At 63.6% G+C, this 24980-nt stretch carries 22 protein-coding genes; 10 read left to right on the top strand and 12 right to left on the bottom strand.

Features of this window, described 5'->3' with window-relative positions; genetic code table 11:
- Positions 1-74 precede the first annotated feature (74 nt).
- The 3 genes from NMG80_RS28970 to NMG80_RS28960 form a co-directional block, all read right to left on the bottom strand.
- Positions 75-1601: an ABC-F family ATP-binding cassette domain-containing protein gene (locus NMG80_RS28970; RefSeq protein ID WP_254021268.1), complete on the bottom strand. Its 1527-nt coding sequence runs from the start codon at positions 1599-1601 to the stop codon at positions 75-77.
- Positions 1602-1966: 365 nt separating this feature from the next.
- Positions 1967-5179: an excinuclease ABC subunit UvrB gene (gene uvrB, locus NMG80_RS28965; protein WP_254021267.1), complete on the bottom strand. Its 3213-nt coding sequence runs from the start codon at positions 5177-5179 to the stop codon at positions 1967-1969.
- Positions 5180-5290: 111 nt separating this feature from the next.
- Positions 5291-6544, bottom strand: a complete 1254-nt coding sequence (locus NMG80_RS28960; RefSeq protein ID WP_254021266.1) for a hypothetical protein — start codon at positions 6542-6544, stop codon at positions 5291-5293.
- Positions 6545-6697: 153 nt separating this feature from the next.
- Here NMG80_RS28960 and NMG80_RS28955 point away from each other — a divergent pair, with 153 nt between their 5' ends.
- Positions 6698-7738, top strand: a complete 1041-nt coding sequence (locus NMG80_RS28955; RefSeq protein ID WP_254021265.1) for a CapA family protein — start codon at positions 6698-6700, stop codon at positions 7736-7738.
- Positions 7739-7870: 132 nt separating this feature from the next.
- A complete protein-coding gene (locus NMG80_RS28950; protein ID WP_254021264.1) occupies positions 7871-8836 on the top strand; it encodes a hypothetical protein in 966 nt (321 codons plus the stop codon).
- Here NMG80_RS28950 and NMG80_RS28945 read toward each other — a convergent pair.
- Positions 8833-9342, bottom strand: a complete 510-nt coding sequence (locus tag NMG80_RS28945; RefSeq protein WP_254021263.1) for a hypothetical protein — start codon at positions 9340-9342, stop codon at positions 8833-8835. The genes NMG80_RS28950 and NMG80_RS28945 overlap by 4 nt on opposite strands.
- A 276-nt stretch (positions 9343-9618) precedes the next feature.
- Positions 9619-9771: a hypothetical protein gene (locus NMG80_RS28940; protein ID WP_254021262.1), complete on the bottom strand. Its 153-nt coding sequence runs from the start codon at positions 9769-9771 to the stop codon at positions 9619-9621.
- 425 nt (positions 9772-10196) lie between these two features.
- On the opposite strand from NMG80_RS28940, the gene NMG80_RS28935 reads away from it, so the two are divergent.
- A complete protein-coding gene (locus NMG80_RS28935) occupies positions 10197-11135 on the top strand; it encodes a diacylglycerol/lipid kinase family protein (protein WP_254021261.1) in 939 nt (312 codons plus the stop codon).
- A 153-nt stretch (positions 11136-11288) separates the two neighbouring features.
- Here the strand turns inward: NMG80_RS28935 and NMG80_RS28930 are convergent, their stop codons facing one another.
- The 3 genes from NMG80_RS28930 to NMG80_RS28920 all read right to left on the bottom strand — a co-directional run bounded on the left by NMG80_RS28930 (position 11289) and on the right by NMG80_RS28920 (position 14744).
- Positions 11289-12500, bottom strand: a complete 1212-nt coding sequence (locus tag NMG80_RS28930) for a mandelate racemase/muconate lactonizing enzyme family protein (protein ID WP_254021260.1) — start codon at positions 12498-12500, stop codon at positions 11289-11291.
- Positions 12497-14113 carry a GMC family oxidoreductase gene (locus NMG80_RS28925; protein WP_254021259.1) on the bottom strand — a complete coding sequence of 539 codons (1617 nt, stop codon included), beginning with the start codon at positions 14111-14113 and terminating at the stop codon, positions 12497-12499. The genes NMG80_RS28930 and NMG80_RS28925 overlap by 4 nt, the downstream gene beginning before the upstream one ends.
- Positions 14114-14237: 124 nt before the next feature.
- Positions 14238-14744: a GNAT family N-acetyltransferase gene (locus NMG80_RS28920; protein WP_254021306.1), complete on the bottom strand. Its 507-nt coding sequence runs from the start codon at positions 14742-14744 to the stop codon at positions 14238-14240.
- A 210-nt stretch (positions 14745-14954) separates the two neighbouring features.
- Between NMG80_RS28920 and NMG80_RS28915 the strand changes: the two genes are divergently transcribed.
- Positions 14955-15350, top strand: coding sequence for an acyl-CoA thioesterase (locus NMG80_RS28915; protein WP_254021258.1), 396 nt, complete (start codon positions 14955-14957; stop codon positions 15348-15350).
- A 460-nt stretch (positions 15351-15810) separates the two neighbouring features.
- On the opposite strand, the gene NMG80_RS28910 is transcribed toward NMG80_RS28915, so the two are convergent.
- Positions 15811-16179, bottom strand: coding sequence for a winged helix-turn-helix transcriptional regulator (locus NMG80_RS28910; protein WP_254021305.1), 369 nt, complete (start codon positions 16177-16179; stop codon positions 15811-15813).
- Positions 16180-16271: 92 nt separating this feature from the next.
- Here NMG80_RS28910 and NMG80_RS28905 point away from each other — a divergent pair, with 92 nt between their 5' ends.
- Positions 16272-16877 carry an NADPH-dependent FMN reductase gene (locus NMG80_RS28905; protein WP_254021257.1) on the top strand — a complete coding sequence of 202 codons (606 nt, stop codon included), beginning with the start codon at positions 16272-16274 and terminating at the stop codon, positions 16875-16877.
- Positions 16878-16957: 80 nt separating this feature from the next.
- Here the strand turns inward: NMG80_RS28905 and NMG80_RS28900 are convergent, their stop codons facing one another.
- Positions 16958-17410 carry a winged helix-turn-helix transcriptional regulator gene (locus NMG80_RS28900; protein ID WP_436798709.1) on the bottom strand — a complete coding sequence of 151 codons (453 nt, stop codon included), beginning with the start codon at positions 17408-17410 and terminating at the stop codon, positions 16958-16960.
- 97 nt (positions 17411-17507) lie between these two features.
- On the opposite strand from NMG80_RS28900, the gene NMG80_RS28895 reads away from it, so the two are divergent.
- Complete coding sequence (locus tag NMG80_RS28895) at positions 17508-18488, top strand: quinone oxidoreductase family protein (RefSeq protein ID WP_254021256.1); 981 nt, start codon at positions 17508-17510, stop codon at positions 18486-18488.
- 324 nt (positions 18489-18812) lie between these two features.
- Here the strand turns inward: NMG80_RS28895 and NMG80_RS28890 are convergent, their stop codons facing one another.
- Together NMG80_RS28890 and NMG80_RS38020 are read right to left on the bottom strand one after the other, a co-directional pair.
- Positions 18813-20375 carry a D-aminopeptidase gene (locus NMG80_RS28890; protein ID WP_254021255.1) on the bottom strand — a complete coding sequence of 521 codons (1563 nt, stop codon included), beginning with the start codon at positions 20373-20375 and terminating at the stop codon, positions 18813-18815.
- Positions 20376-20905: 530 nt separating this feature from the next.
- A complete protein-coding gene (locus NMG80_RS38020) occupies positions 20906-20986 on the bottom strand; it encodes a hypothetical protein (RefSeq protein WP_436798713.1) in 81 nt (26 codons plus the stop codon).
- Positions 20987-21236: 250 nt separating this feature from the next.
- Between NMG80_RS38020 and NMG80_RS28880 the strand changes: the two genes are divergently transcribed.
- From NMG80_RS28880 to NMG80_RS28865, 4 genes are read left to right on the top strand one after another with little or no spacing between them, the layout of a single operon-like run.
- A complete protein-coding gene (locus NMG80_RS28880; RefSeq protein WP_254021254.1) occupies positions 21237-21452 on the top strand; it encodes an alpha/beta fold hydrolase in 216 nt (71 codons plus the stop codon).
- 33 nt (positions 21453-21485) lie between these two features.
- Entirely contained in the window at positions 21486-22424 is a 939-nt protein-coding gene (locus NMG80_RS28875) for an ABC transporter permease (protein ID WP_254021253.1), read from the top strand.
- Between the two features lie 26 nt (positions 22425-22450).
- Positions 22451-23272 (top strand): ABC transporter permease, encoded by an 822-nt coding sequence (locus tag NMG80_RS28870; RefSeq protein WP_436798712.1) that lies wholly within the window; start codon positions 22451-22453, stop codon positions 23270-23272.
- Positions 23269-24945 carry a dipeptide ABC transporter ATP-binding protein gene (locus tag NMG80_RS28865; protein ID WP_254021251.1) on the top strand — a complete coding sequence of 559 codons (1677 nt, stop codon included), beginning with the start codon at positions 23269-23271 and terminating at the stop codon, positions 24943-24945. Before NMG80_RS28870 ends, NMG80_RS28865 begins: the two co-directional genes overlap by 4 nt.
- Positions 24946-24980 lie beyond the last annotated feature (35 nt).

Raw genomic sequence — 24980 nt, 5'->3', positions numbered from 1 at the left:
TGGCGCCGGCATCCTAAGGACATGGCGCGCGACCATGATCCGACAGGTCTGACGGAATTTTTTGCCGCAAAGCTTCAACCGCCCGTTTCTGCCACCGATCGGAAGAAGTCTTCCGGGTTGTCGACCTCGGCCAGCCGCCGCTTCTCGATCAGCCAGAAACGGTTGCCGATCGCCCTGATGAACGAGCGGTCGTGTGATGCCAGCACGCAGCTCGCCTGATGGGCGAGCAATTCCGCCTCCAGCGCCTCCTGGCCGTCGATGTCGAGATGGTTGGTCGGCTCGTCGAGCAGATAAAAATTGGGATTGGCGAGCCTGAGCGCCAGCATCATCAGCCGCGCCTTCTGTCCGCCCGACAGCACGCCGATCCTGCGCTCCTGCATGTCGATGCCGACGCCCGCGCCCGCCAGCAGCGAACGAGCACGCTGCTCGCCGACGTCGAATCTGCGCGAGAGCATCGCCAGCGGCGTGTCGTCGCCGCTGATGCCCGACAATGCCTGGTCGCTGTAGCCGAGCACCGTCGACGGCGTCACCTTCACGCCTTGTGTTGCCGTCTCTGGCTCGACGGCATTCCTGATCAGGCTGATCAGCCGCGACTTGCCGACACCGTTGCGGCCGAGCAGCACGATGCGGTCGCCTTGGCAGATATGGCGCTTGCCGGTCCTGAACAGCAGCGTGCCGTCAGGCGTTTCGACCGCCACGTCGTCGAGCGTGATCAGCACCTTGGCATGGGTGCCGCGATTGGCGAGCTTTATCGCGCCCGCCGATCTTTCGCGGTGCGCCGGCGCTGCGACCTCTTCGAGGCGCTGGGCGCGCTGGTTGAGCTGCTTGGTCTTGACCGTCAAAAGGTCGCTGCCCGAGTTGATGCCGATGTTGTTGAGCTTGGCCGCCTGCCGGCGCAATTGCTGCGCCACCTTCATGTCGCGCTGGAATTTGCGCTCGGTCGAGGCATCGACTTCGCTCAACGCATCGCGCGCGAGCGAATAGGGCAGCGCAAACACCGGCGACATTTCGGGGCGCAGGAACAGCGTCCGATTGGTCGTTACGTCGAGAAACGCCCGGTCGTGGCTGGCAATCACCACCGGCACCTCGCGCGGCAGTGCGTTCAGCCAGGTTTCGAGCTGGCTGATCTTGGCGAGGTCGAGATGGTTGGTCGGCTCGTCGAGAAGCAGGACGTCGGGATCGGTGACCCAGACGCGCGCGATCAGCGCCAGCCTTTGCCAACCGCCGCTCAAGGCCCGCATCGGCCGCTCGCGCATCGGCTGCGGTACGTCGAGCGAGTCGAGAACGACATCGACGCGCCATTGCTCGCTTTCGGCCTGCTCGGCCGGCAAGGCGTTGGCCACCACCTGCTGAAAGCCGTGCTCGGCCAGTGCTGCGGGAATGGCTTGCTCGACATAGCCGACGCGCAGACCGCGCGTGCGGGTGATGTTGCCTGATGTCGGCTCCATCTCGCCGGTCAGGCATTTCAGCAAGGTGGACTTGCCGCGGCCGTTGGCGGCGACGATGCCGAGCCGGTCGCCGGTGCCGATGCTGAGGTCGAGGTTGGAAAAGAGCGGCGCACTCATGGTGACGCCGAGGGATTTTAAACTGATCAGGGCCATGCTGGTTCTCTGGTCTGCCCGGAATGAATTCCGGTTCGATGCACTTTGACGGTGCGCAGGCGGGCCAACAGGCTCGGCGTTGCAGCACCACGAAGGGCAGACCAAGAAAATCGAAGCGGGAGAACCCGGACCGTCTCTGGTCAGCCCTGCAAGCAAGCTCGCAGGGCAGGGACAGGGCCGCGCTGACGGTGGTAGTCGATATGCACGCAGCCCTCCTTTCAAGACGTTCGAGTTGTAGAAACTGGCTACACCAAGGGCGGGGCTGATGGCAAGTGTCGTCTAGGAGTGAGCTGAGCGCTGAAGCTGCCAATCTCCCCCCTTGTGGGGGAGATGTCCGGCAGGACAGAGGGGGGCGCGAAGGAACGCTACCGTCCGGGCCGCCCTGTCTTGCCGGGGCGGCGCTTTTCACGGCGGGCATCGGCTGGATCTTCGTAGGAGCCGATGCCGGCACGCTGGCGGACAATGGGCTTGGCCGAATCGTCGCGCTCCTTCGCGCCCACACGGGGGGAGATCGCCTGCGGCTTGGCCGGCACTTTGCCTTCGACCGGTTTCTCCGTGCGCCGCACGGTCATCTCGTCGAGCGAGTTCTTCTTGAACAGCGGCTTGGTCGGCTCGCCGGGGATGCCGAAATCGGAGCCGTGCGCCTCTTCGGCCGACTGTTTCTTGAACAGCGAGCGCGACACCGCGCCGGCGGGCGTCGGCATGTCGGTGCCCGGGCCCATGGCGTCGAGCGAGGGTTTTGCGAAGAGCGGCTTCTTGACCGGCACGGCGCCGTCGGCGCCCATCTCGTCGAGCGCGGGCTTGCGGAAGAGCCGCTTGCCGTTATCGTCGACCGTGCGGTGGATGGCGCGGCCCTTGTTGTGCTTGCCCTTTTCGCGGCCCGAAACCGGGCTTTCCATGTCGGCATATTTGGCCAGCGGATCGTCAGAGATGGACAGTTCCATCTCGCGCAGCCGCTTGATCTCGTCGCGGATGCGGGCCGCCTTCTCGAAGTCGAGATTGGCGGCGGCGTCGCGCATCTGCTTGTCCATCGCGTCGAGATGGGCTTTCAGATTGTTGCCCATCATCGCACCGGCGCTGTCGGTGAACTGCGAGATGTCGGCGCGGACATGATCCTTCTCGTAGACCGAGTCCAGGATGTCGGAGATGCGCGACTTGACCGATTCCGGGGTGATGCCGTTGGCCGCGTTCCACTCCATCTGCTTTTCGCGACGGCGGTTGGTCTCGGCCATCGCCCGCTCCATCGAGCCGGTGACCTGGTCGGCGTAGAGGATGACCTTGCCGTCGACATTTCGGGCGGCGCGGCCGATGGTCTGGATCAGCGAGGTTTCGGAGCGCAAAAAACCCTCCTTGTCGGCATCGAGAATGGCGACGAAGCCGCATTCGGGAATGTCGAGGCCTTCGCGCAAAAGGTTGATGCCGACCAGCACGTCGAAGGCGCCGAGGCGCAGGTCGCGCAGGATCTCGATGCGCTCCAGCGTGTCGATGTCGGAGTGCATGTAGCGGACGCGAATGCCTTGCTCGTGCAGATATTCGGTCAGGTCCTCGGCCATGCGCTTGGTCAGCACGGTGACCAGCGTACGGTAGCCGGCCTTGGTCGTTTCGCGGATTTCGCCGACGACATCATCGACCTGCGTCTTGGCCGGGCGCACCTCGACCGGCGGATCGATCAGGCCGGTCGGGCGGATGACCTGCTCGGCAAAGACGCCGCCGGACTGCTCCATCTCCCAGGCGCCGGGCGTCGCCGAAACCGCGACGGAGAGCGGGCGCATTGCGTCCCACTCCTCGAAACGCAGCGGCCGGTTGTCCATGCAGGACGGCAGACGGAAACCGTACTCGGCCAGCGTCGCCTTGCGGCGAAAGTCGCCGCGATACATGCCGCCGATCTGCGGCACGGTGACATGGCTTTCGTCGATGAAGACCAGCGCATTGTCGGGGATGTACTCGAACAGGGTCGGTGGCGGATCGCCCGGCTGGCGGCCGGTGAGATAGCGCGAATAGTTCTCGATGCCGGCGCAGGAGCCGGTCGCCTCAAGCATCTCGAGATCGAAGCGGGTGCGCTGCTCCAGCCGCTGCGCTTCCAGCAACCGGCCGGCCCGTTCGAGTTCGACCAGCCGCTGCTTGAGCTCTTCCTTGATCGACTTGATGGCCTGATTCAATGTCGGGCGTGGCGTCACATAGTGCGAATTGGCGTAGATCTTGACGCTCTTCAGCTCGCCGGTCTTCTGGCCGGTGAGTGGGTCGAATTCGGTGATCGCCTCGATCTCGTCGCCGAACAGCGAGATGCGCCAGGCGCGGTCCTCAAGGTGAGCCGGAAAAATCTCGATCGTGTCGCCGCGCACGCGGAAAGAGCCGCGGACGAAGTTGATGTCCTGCCGCTTGTACTGCTGGGCGACGAGATCGGCGAGCAGGGCGCGCTGGTCGAGCCGGTCGCCGATCTGCATCTGGAAGGTCATCGCCGTGTAGGTCTCGACCGAGCCGATACCGTAGATGCAGGACACCGAGGCGACGATGATGACATCGTCGCGCTCCAGCAGCGAGCGCGTCGCCGAATGGCGCATGCGGTCGATCTGCTCGTTAATCGAGGATTCCTTCTCGATGAAGGTATCCGTCCGCGGCACATAGGCTTCCGGCTGGTAGTAGTCGTAATAGGAGACGAAATACTCGACGGCGTTTTCCGGGAAGAATTTCTTGAATTCGGAATAAAGCTGCGCGGCCAGCGTCTTGTTGGGGGCGAGGATCAAGGCAGGGCGCTGCGTCTCCTCGATCACCTTGGCCATGGTGAAGGTTTTTCCCGAGCCGGTGACGCCGAGCAGCACCTGGGTGCGATCGTTGTCGTTGACGCCTTCGACAAGGTCCTTGATCGCAGTCGGCTGATCGCCGGCCGGCTCGAAATCCGACACCATCCTGATGGCGATGCCGCCTTCGGATTTTTCCGGCCGGGCCGGGCGATGCGGCGTCCACAGCACGCCGTCCTTGTGCAGCGGGTTGCCGGATTCGATCAGCGCCGACAGCGCCGCAACGGTGGCGGTGACGCCGCCGGAGGCCATGGACTCGGCTTCCTCCAGCGAAACATCGAGGCCAGCGACCGGGTTGAGGCCGGCCGCGGTGCGCTCCCGTGCCGAAGCCGCGCCGCCCATGGAGGTACCGCGTGCCGTGCGGCCGGGGGAAGAGGAGCGTTCAGGGATCTTTTTCGCCTTGGCGACTTCCCTCCCCCTTGAGGGGAGGGTGGCGGCGGAGCCGCCGGGTGGGGTCGGTGCGTCCGGACTCGCCGTTTCTTTGTGCCGAGCGCTGCCTCCGGCGACCCCCTCTGTCGCCTTCGGCGACATCTCCCCCTCGAGGGGGGAGATTTGGCGCCCTTCCTTTTCGGCTTCCTGCTCGATCTGCTCGGCCCAATCGGCGATCGAGCCGGTCAGCGGCGTGCCTGAGAATTCAGCCTGCGGCGCCTCGGCAAAACCGCCCTTGTGCAGCGGCTCCGACGCATCGAGGAAATCGGTCAGCGGACTGCGCCGCTTGGGCGGCGAAGCGCGATCGTCACGCGCCGGCGGCGGCGTCTTTTTGTCAGGAAGTTTGGCCATGCGCCGAATATGGGAGGTATCGGCCAAAATGGAAAGAGCGGAGTGGCGCGCGGTGCGAGACGAAACCAAGCTGCTGACACAAGGGTGTCAGGAGCGATGTCGAACGCGCCCTCAGTTGAACCACAGCGCAAAGGTCAAAAACCCGGCGCCGCCGAACTGGCGCCGGATCTGGTCGAACTCCTCGCTGGTGAGGAGCTTTCCGCTCTCGAGATAGGGCGCGATGGCCGGGCCGGTGATCGACAGCACCAGGTCGAAGGGCTTTGGCTCGTCGAAGAAGCGCTTCATGTTGATGCCTTTGTCGGCGAAGCGGAAATGCGGCAGCAAGATGCGGCCTTCGAGCAGGTCCTCGGCCATCTCAAGCGCGGCGTGCCAGGCCTGGACCTGCTCCTCGCCGACTTCCAGGCCGGTGAGCGGGCTGGCGCCTTTCTGTTGCGGGCCGGGCAGCCATTCGCGGTCGTTGTCGGTCTCGGCGCGGATCGCCTTCCAGTCTTCGCGGGACAGCCGGATCATTTCCATGAGATGGCGGCGCGCCGCCTGGCGGCGCTCCGGTTCGATCACCGGCCAATTGACCAGATGAACCAGCGAGATGAAGTCGGCGATGCGCCACTCGGACGACAACATGCCGCCGCTCAGGCCGCCGTCCGGCGGCACGAGCGTGTCCTGCAGCGGCAGTTTGGCGCGCGGGAACAGCATGTGGAACGAACCGTCGAAGGCGTTGCTGAAGTCATGCGCCAGCCAGAAATCCGCCTGCGCCATCAGGAATTCGGCATAGCCCTGCAGCCAATAGCCGTCGGCGCGGTCGAAGCGGAAGGTGAGGGCGGGTGCGGCCGGGTCTGGCGCACCGCCGCCGCGTGACAGGGACGCCATGATCGCGGCGGTACTTTCGTCCGGCGCGATCTGGCCGTCCTCGTTGAGGTCAATGCCGAGACGGGTGAGGTCGACCTCGATGCCGATGTCGGCATCGGCAGGCACGGATCCAAGCGTGGCGGCGGACTTTTCCAGCCGATCGCGGAAGGCGACCAGGATGGCGCGGAAGCCGTTGTAGGTCAGTGGCTCGGGATTTGGATTGTCCGGCACCGGCAGCCGCATCAGCGGCAGCACCAGGGATTGCGGGCTTTCGAAGCCGTGGCGGTGCAGACCGCCGGCCAGGATCTCCAGCGCGGTGAAGAATTGGCCGGCACCGGCGGCGTAGGCGGACGCAGGATCAGTGGGCGCCGCGGCTTCCAGCGCAGCAAGCGTGCTGTCGCGGTTGGCCACGGTTTTTGCCTCGAACAGGGCGGCCGGTTGGGCGACAGCGGCACCGGCAGAAGCAACCGGCAGCAGCAGAGCAAGGGCGGATGCCAGCAGGCTCGAAAATCGCGTCATCTTGGTCCTCCGGTATGCCGTTCGGCGGCACCATATACGCATCTTGTGTGTTGCGCCTACTGCGGGCATCTGGCTGCACGATTCGAACGGAGGCGCTTCGCTATATCGGGCGCATCGTCTACCGTGGCCGTTCATCCCCGGTGCAGGCTGCGCGTGTCGAACTATCCGCTTTCCTACAAATTGTCCTGGCTGCCACGCTTCTTGAAGCCTTCGCTCAGCGGCGATCGACAAGGCTTTGCGCCGGCGGCAGGAACGATGATCGAGCCGCCACCGGCGCGGACGGTGCGGCTCGCCTTTGTCGGCGATATCTCGGCGGTGGCCAATCGCAGCGCCCCGCAATGCGACCCGGCGATCGCCACGCTGCTCGGCTCCGCCGATCTGGTGGTCGGCAATTGCGAAAGCCCGGTGGTGGAGCGACCGAGCGCGGCGATGGGCACGAAGCTTGGCACCCATCATGCCATGACCGAGCGGTTCCTTGCCGAGACGTTGGCCGCCGTCGGCATCTCGCGCGATAAACTGGTGCTGTCGCTCGCCAACAACCACGTGCTCGACCAAGGCGTCGAGGGCTTCGATGAGACCGTGGCAGCGCTAGAACGGCTTGGCATCCGCAGCATCGGTACCGCCGTCGCCGGTCCGGTCGAACGCCTTGCTGTCGGGCCGCTGACAATAGGCTTTGCCGCCTTCACGCTGTGGCGCAACGCCGGCGCGGCTGCTTTCGCCGGCCGTGTGTCGATGCAAGGCGAGCCGGCACGATGGCCGCGCCGCCACGCCGTCGACCTGACCTGCGCCGTGCCACATTGGGATTGGGAATTCCGGCATTTCCCACAGGCCGAAACGCGGGCGCTGGCGCGGCATTTGGCCACGCAGGGCGTCGGGCTGGTCGCTGGCCATCATGCCCATGTCGTGCAGCCGGTGGAGCGGATCGGCAAGGCGCTCGTCGCCTATGGGCTCGGCGATTTCCTCGGCACCGCTTTTGCGCGCCAGCCATGGCCCGGCCGCATCGCGGGCATCCTGAGCGTCGATATCAGTGCCGACGCCGGCACGCGTGGCGCCGTTGCCGCCTACCGGCTGCATCCCTTCATGCGGCTGCGCGCCGGCGACCATGAGCGGCTGGTTCCCATTGAGGCGCTGGAGGGCGCATTTAGGCAAAACGTTACGGACCGTTTCGTTGCGGTTTTTGGTAACAGGAATTGATGGCACAATCGACTGGCGGCTCGGATAAATCGTGTGGGCTCACCACCATCCCAAGTGCTGTGGTCGCGCGACTTTCCGCAAAATCGGCTATTGTCCGAGCTGGGTGTTCGGTCTTTCGACGGTGGGATGGCGATGACAGCAGCGGATTTCATGCCTGATGAAGCTGACATCGCCGGCATCAAGAGCAATCTCGCGGCCTATGAGGCCGAAAGGGCTTCGGCCTACCGGCAAGTCCGCTGGCGGGTGCCGCTGTTCGTCGGTCTGGTGCTGGTGTTCGTGGCGCTTGTCGCCTGGCTTTTCAACAGGATCGCCGATCCATACGAGCAATGGTTCTCGACACCGCATGTGTTGCTCTATGTCGTCGGGTTGGTGGCGGCGATCCTGCTCTACTTCCAGGCGATCAAGCCGACCAGCACGTTGCAGCACCGCAAGACACTGCTGCCGATCATCTTCGGTTTCATCAGGGATATGCGCTACCAGCATGAGGTGACGCCGAATTCGTTCGACCGGCTGCCGCGCGAGACGATCGGCACGTTCAGCACCAAGCGCTTCGACGACATCGTATCCGGCCGCTACGAGGGATTTCCGTTCGAGCTTTACGAGGCGGATCTCCGGCAAGGTACGGGCAAGAGCGGTACGATAGCATTCAAGGGCGTCGTCGTCGCCTTCGAGACCATCGTGCCGTTCCCCGGCATATTGGTGGCCGCCCGCCGGACTGACAAGGCCGTCGGGTTCTTCCGCGGCATGTTCGCCAGCAGGATGCAGGAATTGTCATGCGGGGTGCCCGAACTCGATGCCGCCTACGACTTCCGCACCGACAATGTCGAGGCGGCGCAGCCGCTGGTGAGCGGCCGGCTGGCGCAGGCACTGACATGGCTCAAGGAGACATGGCCTGACGATCCGGCGCGGGTCGCGCTCAATGGCAGCGACGGCTTTTTACTCCTGCCGCAGACGAAGGATTTTTTCGAGCTGCCTGATATCTCGGTGCCGCTCGACTACGCCAAGCATGTCGCGCCGATGATATCAGACATCGGCGCGCTGCTGGCGACGGCGGCGCTGGTGCGCAAGATCGGCGCAACGGACGCGGCAGCGGGTTAGCCGCTGGGCATCTTGGCCGCCAGCCAGTTCGCCGACCGCTTGGCCATGCCGATGGTCGCGGATGCGGCGCGGCCAAGGTCGGTCTTGACGACGGCGTAACCGTTCTTTGTGCGATACAGCACCGAGTGTCCGCCATCGACCACAGAGTCATAGGCAACCGGTGTGGCAGCTTCTGTTTCCGTCGCCGTTGCCTGCGATCCGACAGCAACACTCGGCCGATGGCTCAATTCCGAGGGGAGCGGGTCGGTGGCGGTCTGCACTGCCGTCGTCAATTCGGGCATTGAGGCCGTCGCGCCAAGCTGCGACGACGACGTTTGCGTCGTGCGACATATGCCGGAGATCAGCGGATAGTTGAAATTGCGCGCGTGCAACATCTGGCTTTTCATGGCCGCTTCGCAATCGGCGATGGTCGACCACTTGGCCGGCGTCTCGCCGATATACTCGCAGAGCCTGGCATCGCAGTCGCAGCCGACGATGGTCATGGCAACAAGGGCGGTCTTGATCACGGGCTTGTCCCTTCGAGTTGCTTGCAAGATACTGCCGAGGGCCTCGCGCGTGGCCGAGAATGACGCGCGACGCTCAAGCATCGTCATCGCCGTGGAACATGGCGGGATTTGGCTGCGATTGTGAAATGAGCGTGACCGGTATACGCCACGGAATATCTAACGGTCGCTGCCTGTGGCTGAAAGGTCTCTCCGATCGATGCGCGCCAAGCGGGCGGTCAGATCGCGAGAGCAGCCCAAAAGACAGTCGGCGCCGGGATTTCTCCCAGCGCCTCCCTGTCAGATCAGGACACGGTCGCGGCAGCAACTTCCGTAAAGACGTCGCGCCATGCCGGCCTTGATGTTGACGGTCCTGCCAGCCACCGCCTGCGGGCAGCGTCCGTTCTGGACCTCGCCAGTCTCCACCCTTGCGAGCTTCGGCCAGCGCGCCATCGAAGGTTTTGCCGTCCTTCATGGCAGCATCGGTCCGCCGTAGGCGTTCGCACGCTTTCCGCGGCCCCGTAGGTCTCGGTCCTCAAAACAGGCAAGCCTGCTTTTGTTCGGGGCCGTACGGGCCTCAGGAAATCCGCCGTTTCGCTTTGCCTTTCGACTTGGCAATCGGTAGCCGCCTGAGATGGGTTTAATGTACGGGAGATAAGCGTTTGGCGAAACGGCTGCGAGCCTGTGGATAGCGGGATTATCGGGGACCAGGGCCTGCATCGGAGCGTTTTTTGACGGGATGCGGGGCGGCACACGCCCAATCTGCGCCGAGCCGCAGGATCACACATTCTGCCCTTGCCCCACACTGCGCCGCGGGCTTCAATGCCGGCGAAGGATTTTAGGACAGCAGTGTCGTTGCTGTCCTGGGGAGGACATTCTTGAAGGTCGGGGTGGTTCTCAATCCGATTGCCGGCGGCGGCTGGCTCAAGCGGCATTGGCCCGAGGTCAGCGCTTCGCTCAGGAAACATTTCGGCGATTTCGAGCTGCGCGAGACGCAGGCGACCGGCGACGCCGAACGCCTGGCGCTGGTCCTTGCCGCCAGCGGCTTCGACCTCGTGATCGCGGCGGGCGGCGACGGCACCGCCAGCGAAGTCGCCGACGGGCTGCTGCAGGCGTTTGCAGAAAGCGGCTGGACGGCCGAGCTCGGCCTGCTGCCTTGCGGCGCCGGTATCGATTTCGCCCGCGGGCTCGGCCTGTCTGGCGAGGTCGACCTGACGCTGAAGCGCATCGCCGGTGCCACGGCCCGCAAGGTCGATGCCGGCCGCATCTCCTATGTCGACGACCATGGCGCGCTGGCCAGCCGCCATTTCATCAACATCGCCAGCCTCGGTCTTTCGGGCGCCACCGACCGCGCGGTCAACGCCGACAAGCGCAAGGGCAAGGTGTCGGCCAAGGCGCTGTTCTACTGGCGCACCGTGTGGGAATTCATGCGCTACCGGTTCCAGGACGTCGTGATCACTGTCGACGACGGCGTCCCGATCGAGGCGCGCGTCGCGCTGGTGGCGGTGGCCAACGGAAGATTCTTCGGCGCCGGCATGATGATCGCGCCGGATGCCGAACTGGACGACGGGCAGTTCGACATCGTCATCCTGCGCGCGTCGGGCAAGCTGAAGCTGATCTGGGATATCCGTCTGCTCTATGGCGGCCGGCATCGCAACCATCCGGCGATCACCATTTTGCGCGGCAGGAAAGTCGTTGTCGAACCGCTCGGCGGTGTGCAAAAGAACGACGCGCTGGTCGACATAGACGGCGAGTCGCCGGGGCGCATACCGGCGACCTTCGAGATCCTGCCCGGCGCGCTGACGCTGAGGTATTGAATCAAGGTGTTCAGACTTTGGTTCCGGTCGCTTCGATCGTGATTCCGGCGATCAGGCCAATATGCTGGAATCGCGAGACAATTACCTGACGGCAGAGCTTGAGCTTGGCTGTGAACCCGGTGACCGATGAACGCGTGGCTCTCTCGCGCGCGCTCACGGCACCAACGGCGTCTGCATCATCTGCAAATGCAGGTCCGTGCCGGTCCAGGGATGCGCCTCGCAGACGGCTTCGTCGAGCTCGACGCCAAGGCCCGGCTCCTTCGACGGAACGACGTTGCCGTCCTGCCATTCGATCTTCTTCTTCAGCAGCTTCTCGTGAAAACCGTCCCACTGCTTCAGCGATTCCAGGATGAGGAAGTTGGGCAAGGTCACGGCAAGCTGGATGTTGGCTGCACCGACGATCGGCCCGCAATAGCAGTGCGGGGCGATCTGGATGTGATAGGCCTCCGCCATCGCGGCGATCTTCTTGGTTTCGAGAATGCCGCCGGAGCGGCCAAGGTCGGGCTGCAGAATGGTTGCGGCGCGGTTCTCGATGACGCGGGCGAATTCGAACTTGGTCGTGAGCCGTTCGCCGGTGGCGATCGGGATCGACGTGCCGCGCGCCACCTGCGCCATCACTTCGGGCATATCGGGCGGAACCGGCTCCTCGAACCACAGCGGGTCGTAAGGTTCGATGGCGCGGGCCATGCGCAGCGCGCCCGATGCGGTGAACTGGCCATGCGTGCCGAACAGGATGTCAGCCCTTGTGCCGACCGCCGCGCGGATCGCCTTGACCATGCGGGCGGAGAGATCGATGTCGACGAGACGCGGCTGGTGGCCGTCAAAGGCGGTGTAGGGGCCGGCCGGATCGAGCTTGACGGCACTAAAACCCTGCTCGACATATTCGAGCGCGCATTCGGCCGCCAGGTCGGGGTCGTTGTAGACGTTGTTGCCGCGGGCGTCTTCCGAATGGACGCTGCCGCTGTGCGGATAGAGGTAGGTATAGGAACGCAGCGTTTCGTTAACCTGCCCGCCGAGCAGCTTGTAGACCGGCCTGCCTGCCTCCTTGCCGATGATGTCCCAGCAGCCGATTTCGAGCGCCGAAAAACAGCCCATGCCGGACACGTCGGGGCGCTGGGTGAAGCCCGACGAATAGGCGCGGCGGAAGAAGTTTTCTATGTCGTGCGGATCGCGGCCGACGAGATAGCGTTCGGCCATGTCCTCGATCATTCTCGCGGTGACGTGGGCGGAGAAGGTGGCGTTGTAGGCCTCGCCATAGCCGACGACGCCGCCGTCGGTGGTGAGCTTGACGAAGATGAAATACTTGCCGCCGATGCCGGGCGGCGGATTGCCGACAACCCAGGTTTTTACGTCGGTGATTTTCATTTTTGATCCTCCAGAACCAGTTCGGCGCCCTTCCATCCGGTCATGATCGAGGCGGCGTTGGTGTTGCCGGTGATGTTGTCGGGAAAGATCGAGGCGTCGATGACGCGCAAGCCGGCGAGGCCGTGAACCCGCAGGCGCGGGTCGACGACGGCGGCGGTAGCGTCCGGCCCCATGCGGCAGGTCGAGACCGGGTGGTAGACGGTGCCCGAGCGCTTTCTGAAATCCTGAATGAGATCCGCGTCGGAGGTGATTGACGGGCCCGGCAAGACCTCTTCCTCTATGATGTCGGCCATCGTCGGCATGGCGGCGATCTTCCGGATGAACTTCACTGCCGCCAGCATCTCGGCGACATCAGCCTCGGTCGAAAAGGCGTTGGCGACGATCTTCGGGTAATCGCGCGGATTGGCGGTGCGGATCATGATCTCGCCACGGCTCGATGGACGGCAATTGGACAGGCCGATGGAAAAGCCCGGCCAAGGGTCGGGCGTCAGGATCGGGCGCTCGCCGCTCTTCGGAATGACGGTCGAGAACGCCTGGAAATAGAGCTGCATGTTGGGCCGTGCCGTCGCCGGGTCGGTGCGGAAGAAGCCGCCGGCGTTGTTCATCGACAGCGACAGCGGGCCGGAGCGCATCAGCATGTATTGCATGCCGACCATGAGCTTGCCCCACCACGGACGCAGGATCTGGTTGAGCGTCGGCAGCTTGCCCCTGAAAGTGTAGTTGATGCCGACATGGTCCTGCAGGTTTGCCCCGACATTTTTGTTGGCATGGACGACGGCAATGCCGAGAGCGCCGAGCAGGGCCGACGGGCCGACCCCGGAAAGCTGCAGCAACTGGGGCGAATTGACCGAGCCGCCGGACAGGATGACCTCGCGGCCGGCGTGGGCGTTTTTCGTCTCACCGTTCTGCAGGTACTCGATGCCAACGGCGCGCTTGCCGTCGAACAGGATCCTGGTCGCCAGCGCATTGATTTCGACGCGGACATTGTTTCGCTTCATCGCCGGGCGCAGGAAGGCACGGGCAGCCGACATGCGGCGGCCGTTTTTGGTGGTGATCTGATAGATGCCGACGCCTTCCTGGGAGGCGCCGTTGAAATCCGGGTTGAACGGCAGCCCGGCCTGACTGGCCGCCGCCAGATAGCGCTTGGTCAGCGGATGGACCGAGGTCGAGCAGTCGGTGATGTGCAGCGGACCGCCAACCCCACGCCATTGGTCAGCGCCGGCCTGATTGTCCTCCAGCGCCTTGAAAACGGGCAGCAGGTCGTCGAAGCCCCAGCCGGCATTGCCGGCCGCTGCCCAAGCGTCGAAATCCTCGCGCGCGCCCCTGATCCAGACCATGGCGTTGATCGAGCTCGAGCCGCCGAGCAGCTTGCCGCGCGGCCAGTGGTCGACATTGCCGGCGAGGCCGGGGTCCGGCTCGGTCTTGTAGTTCCAGTTGACCGCCGGGTCGAAGAAGGTCTTGCCGTAGCCGAGCGGCATCTGGACGTAAAAACGCCGGTCGGTGCCGCCGGCCTCAAGCACCAGCACCGAAAAGCGGCCCGAGGCCGAAAGTCTTTCGGCCACAACTGAGCCGGCCGAGCCGGAGCCAACGACGATGAAATCATAGGTCTGCATGATGGCTGCGGCCGGCTCCGAACTTTAACCCAACCTAACGCCGCGAGCCGCCGCGATCACCGGAGCTTCCGGCATCGCCTGTGAAAAAAGCGACCGGCACTTGGTTTGCATTTGGCGTCCTGCCCTAAGCGGCCTTTGCCTCATCAATAAGCGTCGGAGCATCATACGCCATCATCAGCATCTTGCTTGAAATCATAACGCGGGCGGGCACCCGGCGAGCGACGACCCTGAACCCGGCGCGAGCGAAGGTGGAAGCGTACCCGCTGCCGGAAGCGCTCGGCGATACGTCGGCATCAAAAGGATAGGCTTCAAGCGCAGGGGCGTTTGCGCGCCTTGCAGCTTCCAGCGCCGCTGCGATCAGGTGGGATGTGACGCCTTGCCGGCGGTATGCTTTTCGCACGTAGAGGCAGGACAGGGACCAGACCGGCGCGTCATCCACCCGCTTCAGCTGCCACAGCCGATCGAGCCAGGGCACGGCATTTCGCGGCGTCACCTGGCACCACCCGACAGCACTGTCGCCGTCGAAAGCGAGTACGCCTGGAGGCGGACCATGCTCGACGGCTTGCCGGAACGCAGCCTTGTTTTCCTCGCCTGGTCGCTTTCGATAAGAACTGCCGATACGCCCGTACATACACCAACAGCGACTGCAGACGGCGCTCTCACCGAACAACTCCTCGAGCGCTGGCCATAGATCTGATGTCAGAGGGCGAGAGGTAAGTATCATGTCAGCTGTCCTTCTCAACTCACTGTGCGCAGTTTAGCACTTGGCAGTGCGCGTTGACGCATCGGTGCCATCCCGATACGGGATCGGGAGACAATCGATCTCAAGGAGATTTGGCGCATGGTGCATTACGCGGACGGGCGGCCGATTGGCGATCTGACGCTCAGGACGCTGGCCATGCCTTCGGACGCCAATGCCGCGGGCGACATTTTTGGCGGTTGGGTGATGGCGCAGATGGACCTTGCCTGCGGTATCCGCGCCGCCGAACGGGCCAAGGGCCGCGTGGTGACGGCAGCGGTGAAGGAAATGTCGTTCGCAAAAGCGATGAAGATCGGCGACACGCTGTGCATCTATACGCATGTCGAACGCGTCGGCCGCACCTCGATGACGCTCAAGGTCGAGGCATGGGCGCAGCGCTACCTCTCCGATTTGATGGAGAAGGTCACCCACGCCGATTTTGTCATGGTGGCGCTGGACGGCGAAGGCCAGCCGAAGGCGGTTCCGGCGGAAACCTGACCGGCTGGATGTAGTCAGCTTAAAGTCGAACCGCTTGCCAAGGGCGATGCTTCGCATGACCATGTTCGGCAGGGCTTGGGGAAAGACAATGCGTCAACGATTGCTGAACGACCGGTTGGCAGGCGCGCTGCAGCCTCGTTCTGCCTGTTGGCCGCAACAGCCTGTACCGAGGTCCAAACGAGACGAGGCCGCAGCCAGTTGCGCCTACAAAACCATACCCTCACGTGGCAAGTGACAGGTGCGGAATTGGTGTTGCAACACCCTGCCACGCCATGAGCGTGAGCGATTGCGAAAAAAGGGCGCCGTGCCATCCACGAGGGGCCGTGCCATCCACGGCAAAGTGGTCAATCCGGCGCCGAAACCAAGCGGATCGAAAGCCGTCTGGGGGCCGGAATGCAGATGCAGCCGTAGAATTCGTCTGCGCTACGCCCCGTGCGCAAACCCTTGCAGCGCAAGAGTTTCAGGCATGTATCTCATCGAATCTTTCGCGCGCGGCCTTGACCCGCTCGGTGTTCTTGCGCGCCCATTCGCCGAGCGCACCGACCGGAACGAGCAGCTCGTAGCCGAGGTCGGTCAGCTCATAATCGACGCGCGGCGGAATGGTCGGAAACACGGTGCGGGTGACGAAGCCGTCGCGCTCCAGCCCGCGCAACGTGGTGGTCAGCATCTTCTGCGAAATGCCGCCGACGGCGCTGCGCAATTCGTTGAAGCGCAGCGGCCCGTCACCGAGCTTGCCGACGACCAGGACGGTCCACTTGTCGCCGACGCGCTGCAGGATTTCCGAGATGGCGCGGCAGTCCTCGGTGCGGTGCGGGTGCCTTGGTATCAAAAAGGTGCCTCCTTGCGCCTCGTCGGCGCAGTCACTCATATAGCTCAGGTATCTAAACGATACCAGAAATTCGCCTGAAGGAGAGCCCCTCTATGTCCAAGCCCAAAATCGCCATTGTCGTCGGTTCGACCCGCGCCGCACGCTTCGCCGACGTTCCGACGCAGTGGATCGCCAAGATCGCCAAGTCGCATGCCGACATCGACGTGGAAGTGGTCGACCTGCGCGACTTCCCGCTGCCGTTTTTCGACGAGGTCGCTTCGTCCGCCTGGGCGCCGTCGCAGAATGAAGTGGCAAAGCGCTGGCAGAAGAAGGTCGCCGAGTTCGATGGCTTCATCTTCACCGCCGCCGAATACAACCATGGCCCGACGGCCGTGCTGAAGAACGCGATCGACTACGCCGCCAATGAATGGAACAAGAAGCCGGCCGGTTTCGTCGGCTATGGCAGCGTCGGCGGCGCGCGTGCCGTCGAGCAGCTCAGATTGCATGCCGTCGAGCTGCAGATGGCGCCGGTCAAGTCCGCCGTCCATATTGCGTGGGCTGACTTCCTCGCTGTCCGACAAGGTGAAAAGAAGCTCGAGGAGCTCGAGCACCTGAACCAGGCGGCGACCGCGCTGGTCAACGACGTTGCATGGTGGGCCAAAGTGCTGAAGGCGGCGCGCCAGGCCGACGCGGTGGCCGAGGAAGTCAAGGCGGCCTGACCGCAGACCAGAACAATCCTCCCAAGGATTCATGCCTAGAAGGATTCCGGGGGCGGCGCTTGCGTCGCCCTTTTTTTGATTCAGGCGACGGCTGGCTGCCGCGCCTGCCGAGGCCTGATGACGCAATCGGCGAGGCGGTCCATCTCGTTCAACTCATCCGCATGGTGCTGGCCCCACGCGCAGAGCGACAGAAGGATAGGCTCGAGGCTGAGGCCGAGGCGCGTCGCCGAATATTCGACGCGTGAGGGAATCTCGGCAAAGATCTCGCGTCTGACAAGGCCGTGTTCCTCCATTTCGCGAAGCTGCTGGATCAGCACTTTCTGGGTGATATCAGGCACCAGCGTCTTCAGCACCGACAGCCGCCGGGGTCCGTCGAAGAGATGGTAGAGAATGACAGCCTTCCATCGGCCCGAAATCACTTTCAGCGCGCGTTCCGCCGGCAGCAGAGGCAGTCTTTTCGTTGGCAGCCTCTTGGTTGGCCCCCTGTTGGTCGGCCCCCATTTGGTCGGCCCCCTTTTGGTCGGCATTGCCATGGTCACCTCCTGGTCAGCAGGGGACAAATGAGTGTGTAGTCGCGATCAGGCAGATAGTGGCAAACAGCAGCCGATGCCATAGCGATGGGTGCATGCCATGAGAGCCATTCAGCTGAACCGTTTCGGCGGTCCCGAGGTCCTCGACGTCGTCGAGATGCCGAAGCCGGAGCCGCAAGCAGGCGAGGTGCTGATCCGCGTTCATGCGGCCGGCGTGAATTTCTTCGAGGTGTTGATGCGCGGGGATTGCTACGCGGTGACGCCGCAATTGCCGATGGTTCTCGGCGTCGAGGCTGCCGGCACAGTGGAGGCGCTTGGTCACGGGGTCGACATCTCGCTGACCGGGACGCCCGTCGCGGCGCCGCTGTTCGCTTCGAAGCGCCCGTTTGGCGGCTATGCCGACTATGTGACGATCGACGCATCGCTGGCCGTGCCTTTGCCCGACGCGCTCTCATTCGAAGACGCGACGGCCTTGATGGTGCAGGGACTGACGGCCTTTCATCTGCTGCGGCAAAGCCCGCCAACCGGCAAGTCGGTGCTGGTCACTGCAGCCGCGGGCGGTGTCGGCTCGTTGCTGGTCCAGCTCGCCAAACGTCAGGCCGCCAGCACCGTGGTCGCGGTCGCCGGCAGCAGGGCCAAGCTCGACCTTGCCCAGTCGCTTGGCGCCGATGCCGCGGTCGACCACAGCACGTCGGATTGGCCCGCGCGTGTGCGGGAGGCGGCTGGCGGCGCCGGCGTCGATATCATCTACGACATTGTCGGCGGATCGATGACGGCGGCATCGCTGCAGGCTCTCGCGCCTGGCGGAGAGCTGGTTTTTGCAGCGCTGGGCAGATACGCGATCAGCGCTGCGGACCTGGAAGCGATGATCACCCGAAACCAGTCCCTGCGAGGTTTTGCCCTGCTTCCGCTGCTCTCCACCGACGGCCTCAGGGCCAGCATGTCGCAGCTTTTCCACCTGGCCGCCGGCGGCCAACTTGCCGTGACGCAAGGCGGCCGCTACCCGCTTGACCAGGCCAACGAAGCGCATCGCCTGCTGGAGGAGCGCCGCTCGACCGGCAAGGTCGTGCTGATACCTTGAGTGGTGTGGGCGATTAACTGCGCACTGGCACTTCGTGGAACCTGTCCGCTTGCGCCCTAATCTCGGCCGTCGAGGCAAACTTTGCTTTCCCCTGAAGCGGACATTCCGGCTAGCGTAGTCTGAGGTCGGGTTTACGCCTCCTCCCGGTCGTAGAAGTCAGCCTCCGTCTCCGGCTCCGGGGAGTGCTGAGTACGCTCGAATGTTCAGCTTCCTGAAGGCATTCCGCCGCCCCGATGGGTCGTCGCTTGGCGGACGGTCCGATCATCCATGTCGCTTGCGCGACGACAATCGGTCGGATCTTTTAAAAACGCCATTAAGAGACCTTCAGTGGACCTTCCTGTAGGCGATGTTCCTGGCTAGCCAGCAGCCGACGACGAGGCCGCGAATGCCTTCTGCAGGGTCCTGTACGATCTGGATGGTCCAGTCGCCAGGCGCGGGAGCGTCCATCGAACGCTGGCAAGACAGGACGAAGACATCCCGCCCCACCGGGTAGATCGTGTGCATGGGGCCGCGACCCAACAGGCCTTCGAAGCGGCCAAACAGCGCGGTGCCGGCCCTGTCGATCTCCAGCCAAGCGTCCAGTTCGCTGGAGTAGTATTTTCCTTCAAGCCCCGGGCTGGCCTCCCCAGTGACGCGGACCGCATGGGCGCTGAGATTTTCACCTGCGCGGTTCAACCGGACGGCGTCGCCATCACGCGTCAACGTCATCGAGGGCGCCTCGGCACTGTTCTTGGAGTTGAGACGCAGTCGGTCGGACGCGGTGGCATAGTGTGCATCGAGCATTGCGCCATCCATCTTTACGCTGAGCAGAAGGCCGTTCGTCTTGTCCAGATAGTGGCCGTTCCAGGTCGGATCGGCTGGGTGGTCGGAGGCCGGGATCTCGTCATGACCAAGGACCGCGCGGAGCACCATGCGCGCCGCCCCATGGGCATCGGCTTCATGGTTGAGCAGGACGACCACCGACAACCGCTTCGACGCCGCATGCATGCGCTGCAGGCGGAAGCCGCGCAAGGCACCCCCGTGCCCCGTCACGGCGACGCCGTCCACCGTCTCGTGCGCAAGGCCATAGCCATAGCGCGCAGGTGCGCCGTCGCTGAACGTCTGCGGCAGCGACAGACGCCGATAGAGGCCATCATCCTCGTCGCGGGTGTCATCGATATGGCGCTCCCACGCCAGCATGTCGTCCAGCGAAGCCGAGATGCCGGCATCGCCGGTCCAGAAGATGCGATTCGTGGCGGGAAAGAAGCCGACCTGGTCGGTGCCTTCGTAGCCAATCACGTCATCCACAGGCTTGCTGGTGTCGGCAGTCAGAAGCGCGGTTTCCATGCCCGCAGGTCCAAACAACCGGTCGGCGTAAAGCTCACCCAGCGAACGGCCCGCGAAATCTTCCAGCAGGTCGGACAGGATGCGGAAATTGCTGTTGGAATAGGAATAGCTGCTGCGGGGCTCGAAGTGGGTGGTACGCATGCGGGCGAGTAGCGGCTTGGCGTCGTCGCGGCCGAAGACGCCTTCGGGCTGCGCGCCATGCACGACGGTCAGCGCCCAGTAGTCCCGCAGGCCCGATTGCATGTTGCAGAAGTCCGCCACACGCGGCAACCGGCCCTCGAGGCGCGGCAGGAACTCCCCCACACGGTCGTCGAAGCGAGCAGGATCGCCCACAAGATCCAGAAGCACACCGCACGTGAACTGCTTGCTGATCGAGCAGATCGGCAGCCGGGTGGCCGTCGTCATTGCTTGGCCGCTCGCCAGGTCGGCATATCCCCATGCCTGCCGGGCCAGCACCTCGCCGTCGGCCACTACGCCCACGACGCCGCCCGGACCCTTGAACCTTTCAGGCAGGGCGTCGAGCGACCGCTTCAGGGATGAAAGGTGGACCTTGCTCGCCACCGCGGGACTCCCGATGCTGTTGCCTGAGACGGAGCGGTATAGTCGATACCGGGCGCCGGAAGTCAACTTCTCGTCTTGGCGACCATCGCGTAGTCGCTAGCGGCCCGGGGCTCGCCCAGTAGGCCAAGGCGGACCGCCATGGCTGCCGCCTGGGTGCGGTTTCGGGCACCCAGCTTTTTCGCCGCCGTGCTCAAGTGAAGCACGACCGTTGGGCCGAACGACCAACGAGACGCGAGATTTCCTTCGCCGAGTAGCCGTTTGCACAGTTGCCGAGACACTGCCTTCCCGCGCGGTGAGGTGGACCGACGCCAGATCCTGCACCGTAGCCGCATAAGCTTGGTACGCGACCTCGTGGAAGACCTGCGCCAGCAGGCCGAAATGGGCGATGTTTTGCATGGTCTCGCGCGGTGGCGCCGGGCGCCAGCGTCCCCGTCACGGTGGCGTAGCCGCCATGCGGCATATGGATCGGGACCGTCGCGCCGGCCGGCATGTCATGGTCGAGCAGATAGCCACCGGTTAGGCTTCCGACGTCAGGAAAATGGCTGATGCGTGTTTCGGAGTTCGTAGTTCCAGAAGAAGGGCACCGAGGTGCGTGCGGCCAGCAGTTGCACCGGGTCATGGCGCCGAAGCCGAAGTTCTTCACGGCTTCAAAGGCGTGATCAATGCGTCTGTCGAGGGTCTCATGCCGTGTGGTGCCTCATCGTTTCAATCCGGTCGAGCATGCCTGTTGCCAGTCTCCTTTGTCTCTGACGAGATGACCTCGAACCTTATAGTTGGCGAAAGGATGGCTTAGGAATAAACTGCCGAGGGTGGCGGACCGTCGGCGGATACACTGCGTCTTTCATGAAACGGGGATAAAGCATGTGGCGTGATATCAGCCCCGACGATCAGGTCGACATCCGTGTCGATGGCCATAGGATCAGGGCTTACAGCTTCGGCAAGGGTGCGAACATTGCCATCCCCAAAGCGGAAGTGAGCATGATGCGCAAATCCAGCCACCTGCCCTTCTATGAGAACCCTGACGACTACTACCGCGTGCTGATCGACTTCCTGTCGCGTCACGGGGCGAAGACATGAAGCACTGAACACTGAACATTGGAACGGTGAGACATGCATCGGTACAAGTTTGTCCTCTATCGCCCGATCCAGCTTCTTCCGGTCCTGTTCGGCATCAGCGTCGTTACCTTTGTCCTGGTCCGGCTCATTCCGGGCGACCCCGCCCGCGTTCTGCTCGGCGCTCGCGCCACGCCGACCGCCATTGCCAACATTCGCCGCCAGTACGGCCTCGATGAACCCATGTGGTTGCAATATTTCTACTTCGTGAAAAACCTGCTGAGCGGCGAGATGGGCAAGTCGATCCTCTACAAGATCGACGTGCTCAAGCTTATCATAACGCGCATCGAGCCGACGCTGGTGCTGGTGCTGGCGAGCGTAACGCTTTCCGTGCTGATTGCGGTGCCTATGGCTGCCCTAGCCGCCCGCAACCATGGCCGGTTCGCGGATCACGCGGTGCGCATCATCTCGACGGCGGGCATCGGTTTCCCGCCGTTCTGGCTAGGGCTGATGCTGATCATCCTGTTTAGCGTCACGCTCGGCATGTTCCCCGTTTCCGGATATGGCGAGACGTTGGGAGAGAAGATCGCCCATCTGGTCCTACCGAGCGTGACCATTGCGCTCTCGCTTTCGACGGTGCTGACGCGCAGCTTGCGGGCGGCGATGGTGGAAGGCCTGCGCTCCGACGTCGCCACCGCCGCGCGCGCGCGCGGCATGCCCGAACGCGTGGTATTCTGGCGCCATGTTGTTCCCAACTCGATGGTGCCGACAATCAACCTGCTCGCCATAAACATAGGCTGGTTGATCGGCGGGACGGTGGTCATCGAAAGCGTATTCGCCATTCCCGGCATCGGGCAATTGCTTGTACGGGCGATCTTCTCGCGCGACTACATGGTGGTGCAGGGCGTGGCGATGATGCTGGCCTGCGCCACGGTGCTTATCAACCTCATCGCCGACATCGTGACCGTTGCCGCCGATCCGCGGGTGAAGCTGTGAGCGTGCGGGCTTTGGCCGTGGGGCGGATGGGCTGGCGGTGGCGGCTTGGCCGGCAACCGGCCCTAGTGATTGGCGCGACAATCCTGACCGTCTTCGTAGTGGCAGCCCTGTTAGCGCCCTATATTTCGCCCTACGATCCCATCGCGCAGGATATTGAGTTCCGGCTGCAAAATCCGTCTTGGGCACATCCGTTTGGAACCGACAATTTCGGCCGCGACGTTTTTTCGCGGGTCATTTGGGGCGCACGAATAGACCTCCAGATTGCGCTCCTGGGGGTCATCTTTCCCTTCGTGATCGGAACACTGGTCGGCACTGTGGCGGGGTTCTTCGGCGGCATCGTGGATGCGCTGTTGATGCGGCTCATAGATGTTATCCTCGCATTCCCCTTCCTGGTTCTGGTGCTGTCGATCATCGCCATACTCGGGCCGGGTCTCGGTAGTTTCTACATCGCCATGGCGCTGGTCGGCTGGGTTTCTTATGCGCGGCTGATCCGGGCGCACGTTCTGGTGCTAAAGAACAGCGATTACGCTATCGCGGCAGTCAGCCTCGGGTTCAGCCGGTCGCGCATTATGTTCCGGCATCTGTTGCCAAATGCGATCGCCGGATCGGTGGTGTTCTCCATGTCGGATGCGGTGCTCGTCCTGCTCAACGGCGCGGCGATCAGCTATCTGGGGCTCGGTGTCCAGCCACCGATCGCGGAATGGGGCATCATGGTCGCGGAGGGCCAGCCCTTCATCACCACCGCCTGGTGGATCACTCTGTTTCCTGGCCTCTCCATCGTGATGCTCGCCTTCGGCTTCAGCCTGTTCGGCGACGCGCTCGGCGATGCTCTGGGGGTAAAAGAATGAGCGCTTCCGTGCTTAGGGTCAGCGATCTTGCCGTCGGGCTGCACCTGCCGGGTCGCGAGCCGCGCATGCTGCTCGACAATGTTTCGCTCGATCTCGGCAAGGGCGAAGTGCTTGGGCTGGTCGGCGAAAGCGGCTCGGGTAAAAGCCTGTTCTGCCGTGCGCTGGTCCGCCTGCTGCCTTCCGAAAACATACGCATCACAGAGGGCCGCATCATGCTTGGCGATCGCGACCTGGCCAAGGCAACCGAGGCTGAGATGCTGGGCGTTCGCGGCGGCAGGGTCGGGATGATCTTCCAGAACCCCACCAGCCATCTGGATCCGGTGATGACCATCGGCGACCAACTGATCGAAGGAATACGCTATCACCAGAAGCTGGATGGCGGCGCCGCGCGCAGGGAGGCATTGGCGATCGCGCGCCAGGTCGGTTTTACCGAGCCGGAACGACAACTCGACTCCTATGCGCATGAGTTTTCCGGCGGCATGCGCCAGCGGGCGATGATTGGTGTTGCCCTCTCGTGCAATCCGGAAATCCTCGTCGCCGACGAACCGACGACCGCGCTCGATGTCACCATTCAGGCGCAGATCCTGCAATTGTTGCTGGACATACGCAGCGAACGCGGTCTGTCGATCATCCTGATTACCCATGATCTGGGGATTGTTGCGCAGACCTGCGACCGGATCGCCGTCATGCGCGAGGGCAGGATTGTCGAGCAAGGGAAAAAGCGCGATCTGCTCCGCTCGCCTGCTCATTCCTATACGAAGGCGCTCATCGGTAGCCATCCCTCCATGCCGATTTCGGCAGGAGAGATGACGGCGACACCCCCGTCGAAGGCAGCGGCAACGGACAAGCCTTTGCTTGAGGTGGAGGAGGTCAATGTCCGCTTCGCCGGTGCCGGCAACCTGTTCGGCGGCCGATCGGGCGCCGTCCATGCGGTAGCGGATGTGTCTCTGAAGATCATGCCCGGAGAGACAGTCGGGATCGTCGGTGAATCTGGCAGCGGCAAGAGCACCCTGGCGCGGGCGGTCCTGGGACTGACACCGATTGCGTCTGGCAACGTCACCTTCGACGGAACCAGCCTACGTCATGACCGCGTTGCGTTTCTCACACGGCTTCGCCGTGAAGCCGCGATGGTGTTCCAGGATCCATACAATGCGCTGAACCCGCGCCTCGCCATTGGCCAGATGCTGGCCGAGGTGTTGAAGGTACAGGCCCGAACCCCGCCCGATCAAATTCCCACGCGTGTCTGCGAACTCCTCGACCTTGTCGATCTTGGCCACGAATTTGCCGGGCGACGCCCTCGCAGCATGAGTGGCGGTCAATGCCAGCGAGCCGGCATCGCCCGCGCGCTCGCGGTGGAGCCCCGCCTGATCATCGCTGATGAAAGCACTGCAGCGCTCGACGTCACCATCCAGGCGCAGATCCTTGACCTGTTCCGAGTCTTAAAGCGCAAGATGAACCTTACCTTGCTGTTCATAGCGCACGATCTCGCCATCGTGCGTAATCTTTGCGACCGGGTCGTCGTCATGCGTGGGGGGCACATCGTCGAGCAGGGAGGTTCGGCGCAGGTTTTCGAGCATCCTGCAGATCCCTACACACAAGCACTGATACGAGCCATTCCCGATATCGATCCGGACAAGCCACTTCTGCCGCAAGCGGCTCGGGAAATTGCATAGCGGCAAACAGTCAAAGCCAGAGACACAAAAGGGGA

The organism is Mesorhizobium escarrei, assembly GCF_935825525.1.
Lineage (GTDB): Bacteria > Pseudomonadota > Alphaproteobacteria > Rhizobiales > Rhizobiaceae > Mesorhizobium > Mesorhizobium escarrei.
Note: the sequence above shows the minus strand (reverse complement) of the source record. Positions and strands in the feature narration are given on the sequence as shown.

Coding starts and splice junctions, on each gene's coding strand:
- NMG80_RS28970 (WP_254021268.1), bottom strand. CDS start 1,601: ATGGCCCTGATCAGTTTAAAATCCCTCGGCGTCACCATGAGTGCGCCG.
- uvrB (WP_254021267.1), bottom strand. CDS start 5,179: ATGGCCAAACTTCCTGACAAAAAGACGCCGCCGCCGGCGCGTGACGAT.
- NMG80_RS28960 (WP_254021266.1), bottom strand. CDS start 6,544: ATGACGCGATTTTCGAGCCTGCTGGCATCCGCCCTTGCTCTGCTGCTG.
- NMG80_RS28950 (WP_254021264.1), top strand. CDS start 7,871: ATGACAGCAGCGGATTTCATGCCTGATGAAGCTGACATCGCCGGCATC.
- NMG80_RS28940 (WP_254021262.1), bottom strand. CDS start 9,771: ATGGCGCGCTGGCCGAAGCTCGCAAGGGTGGAGACTGGCGAGGTCCAG.
- NMG80_RS28930 (WP_254021260.1), bottom strand. CDS start 12,500: ATGAAAATCACCGACGTAAAAACCTGGGTTGTCGGCAATCCGCCGCCC.
- NMG80_RS28925 (WP_254021259.1), bottom strand. CDS start 14,113: ATGCAGACCTATGATTTCATCGTCGTTGGCTCCGGCTCGGCCGGCTCA.
- NMG80_RS28920 (WP_254021306.1), bottom strand. CDS start 14,744: ATGTACGGGCGTATCGGCAGTTCTTATCGAAAGCGACCAGGCGAGGAA.
- NMG80_RS28915 (WP_254021258.1), top strand. CDS start 14,955: ATGGTGCATTACGCGGACGGGCGGCCGATTGGCGATCTGACGCTCAGG.
- NMG80_RS28905 (WP_254021257.1), top strand. CDS start 16,272: ATGTCCAAGCCCAAAATCGCCATTGTCGTCGGTTCGACCCGCGCCGCA.
- NMG80_RS28900 (WP_436798709.1), bottom strand. CDS start 17,410: ATGGCAATGCCGACCAAAAGGGGGCCGACCAAATGGGGGCCGACCAAC.
- NMG80_RS28895 (WP_254021256.1), top strand. CDS start 17,508: ATGAGAGCCATTCAGCTGAACCGTTTCGGCGGTCCCGAGGTCCTCGAC.
- NMG80_RS28880 (WP_254021254.1), top strand. CDS start 21,237: ATGTGGCGTGATATCAGCCCCGACGATCAGGTCGACATCCGTGTCGAT.
- NMG80_RS28875 (WP_254021253.1), top strand. CDS start 21,486: ATGCATCGGTACAAGTTTGTCCTCTATCGCCCGATCCAGCTTCTTCCG.
- NMG80_RS28870 (WP_436798712.1), top strand. CDS start 22,451: ATGGGCTGGCGGTGGCGGCTTGGCCGGCAACCGGCCCTAGTGATTGGC.
- NMG80_RS28865 (WP_254021251.1), top strand. CDS start 23,269: ATGAGCGCTTCCGTGCTTAGGGTCAGCGATCTTGCCGTCGGGCTGCAC.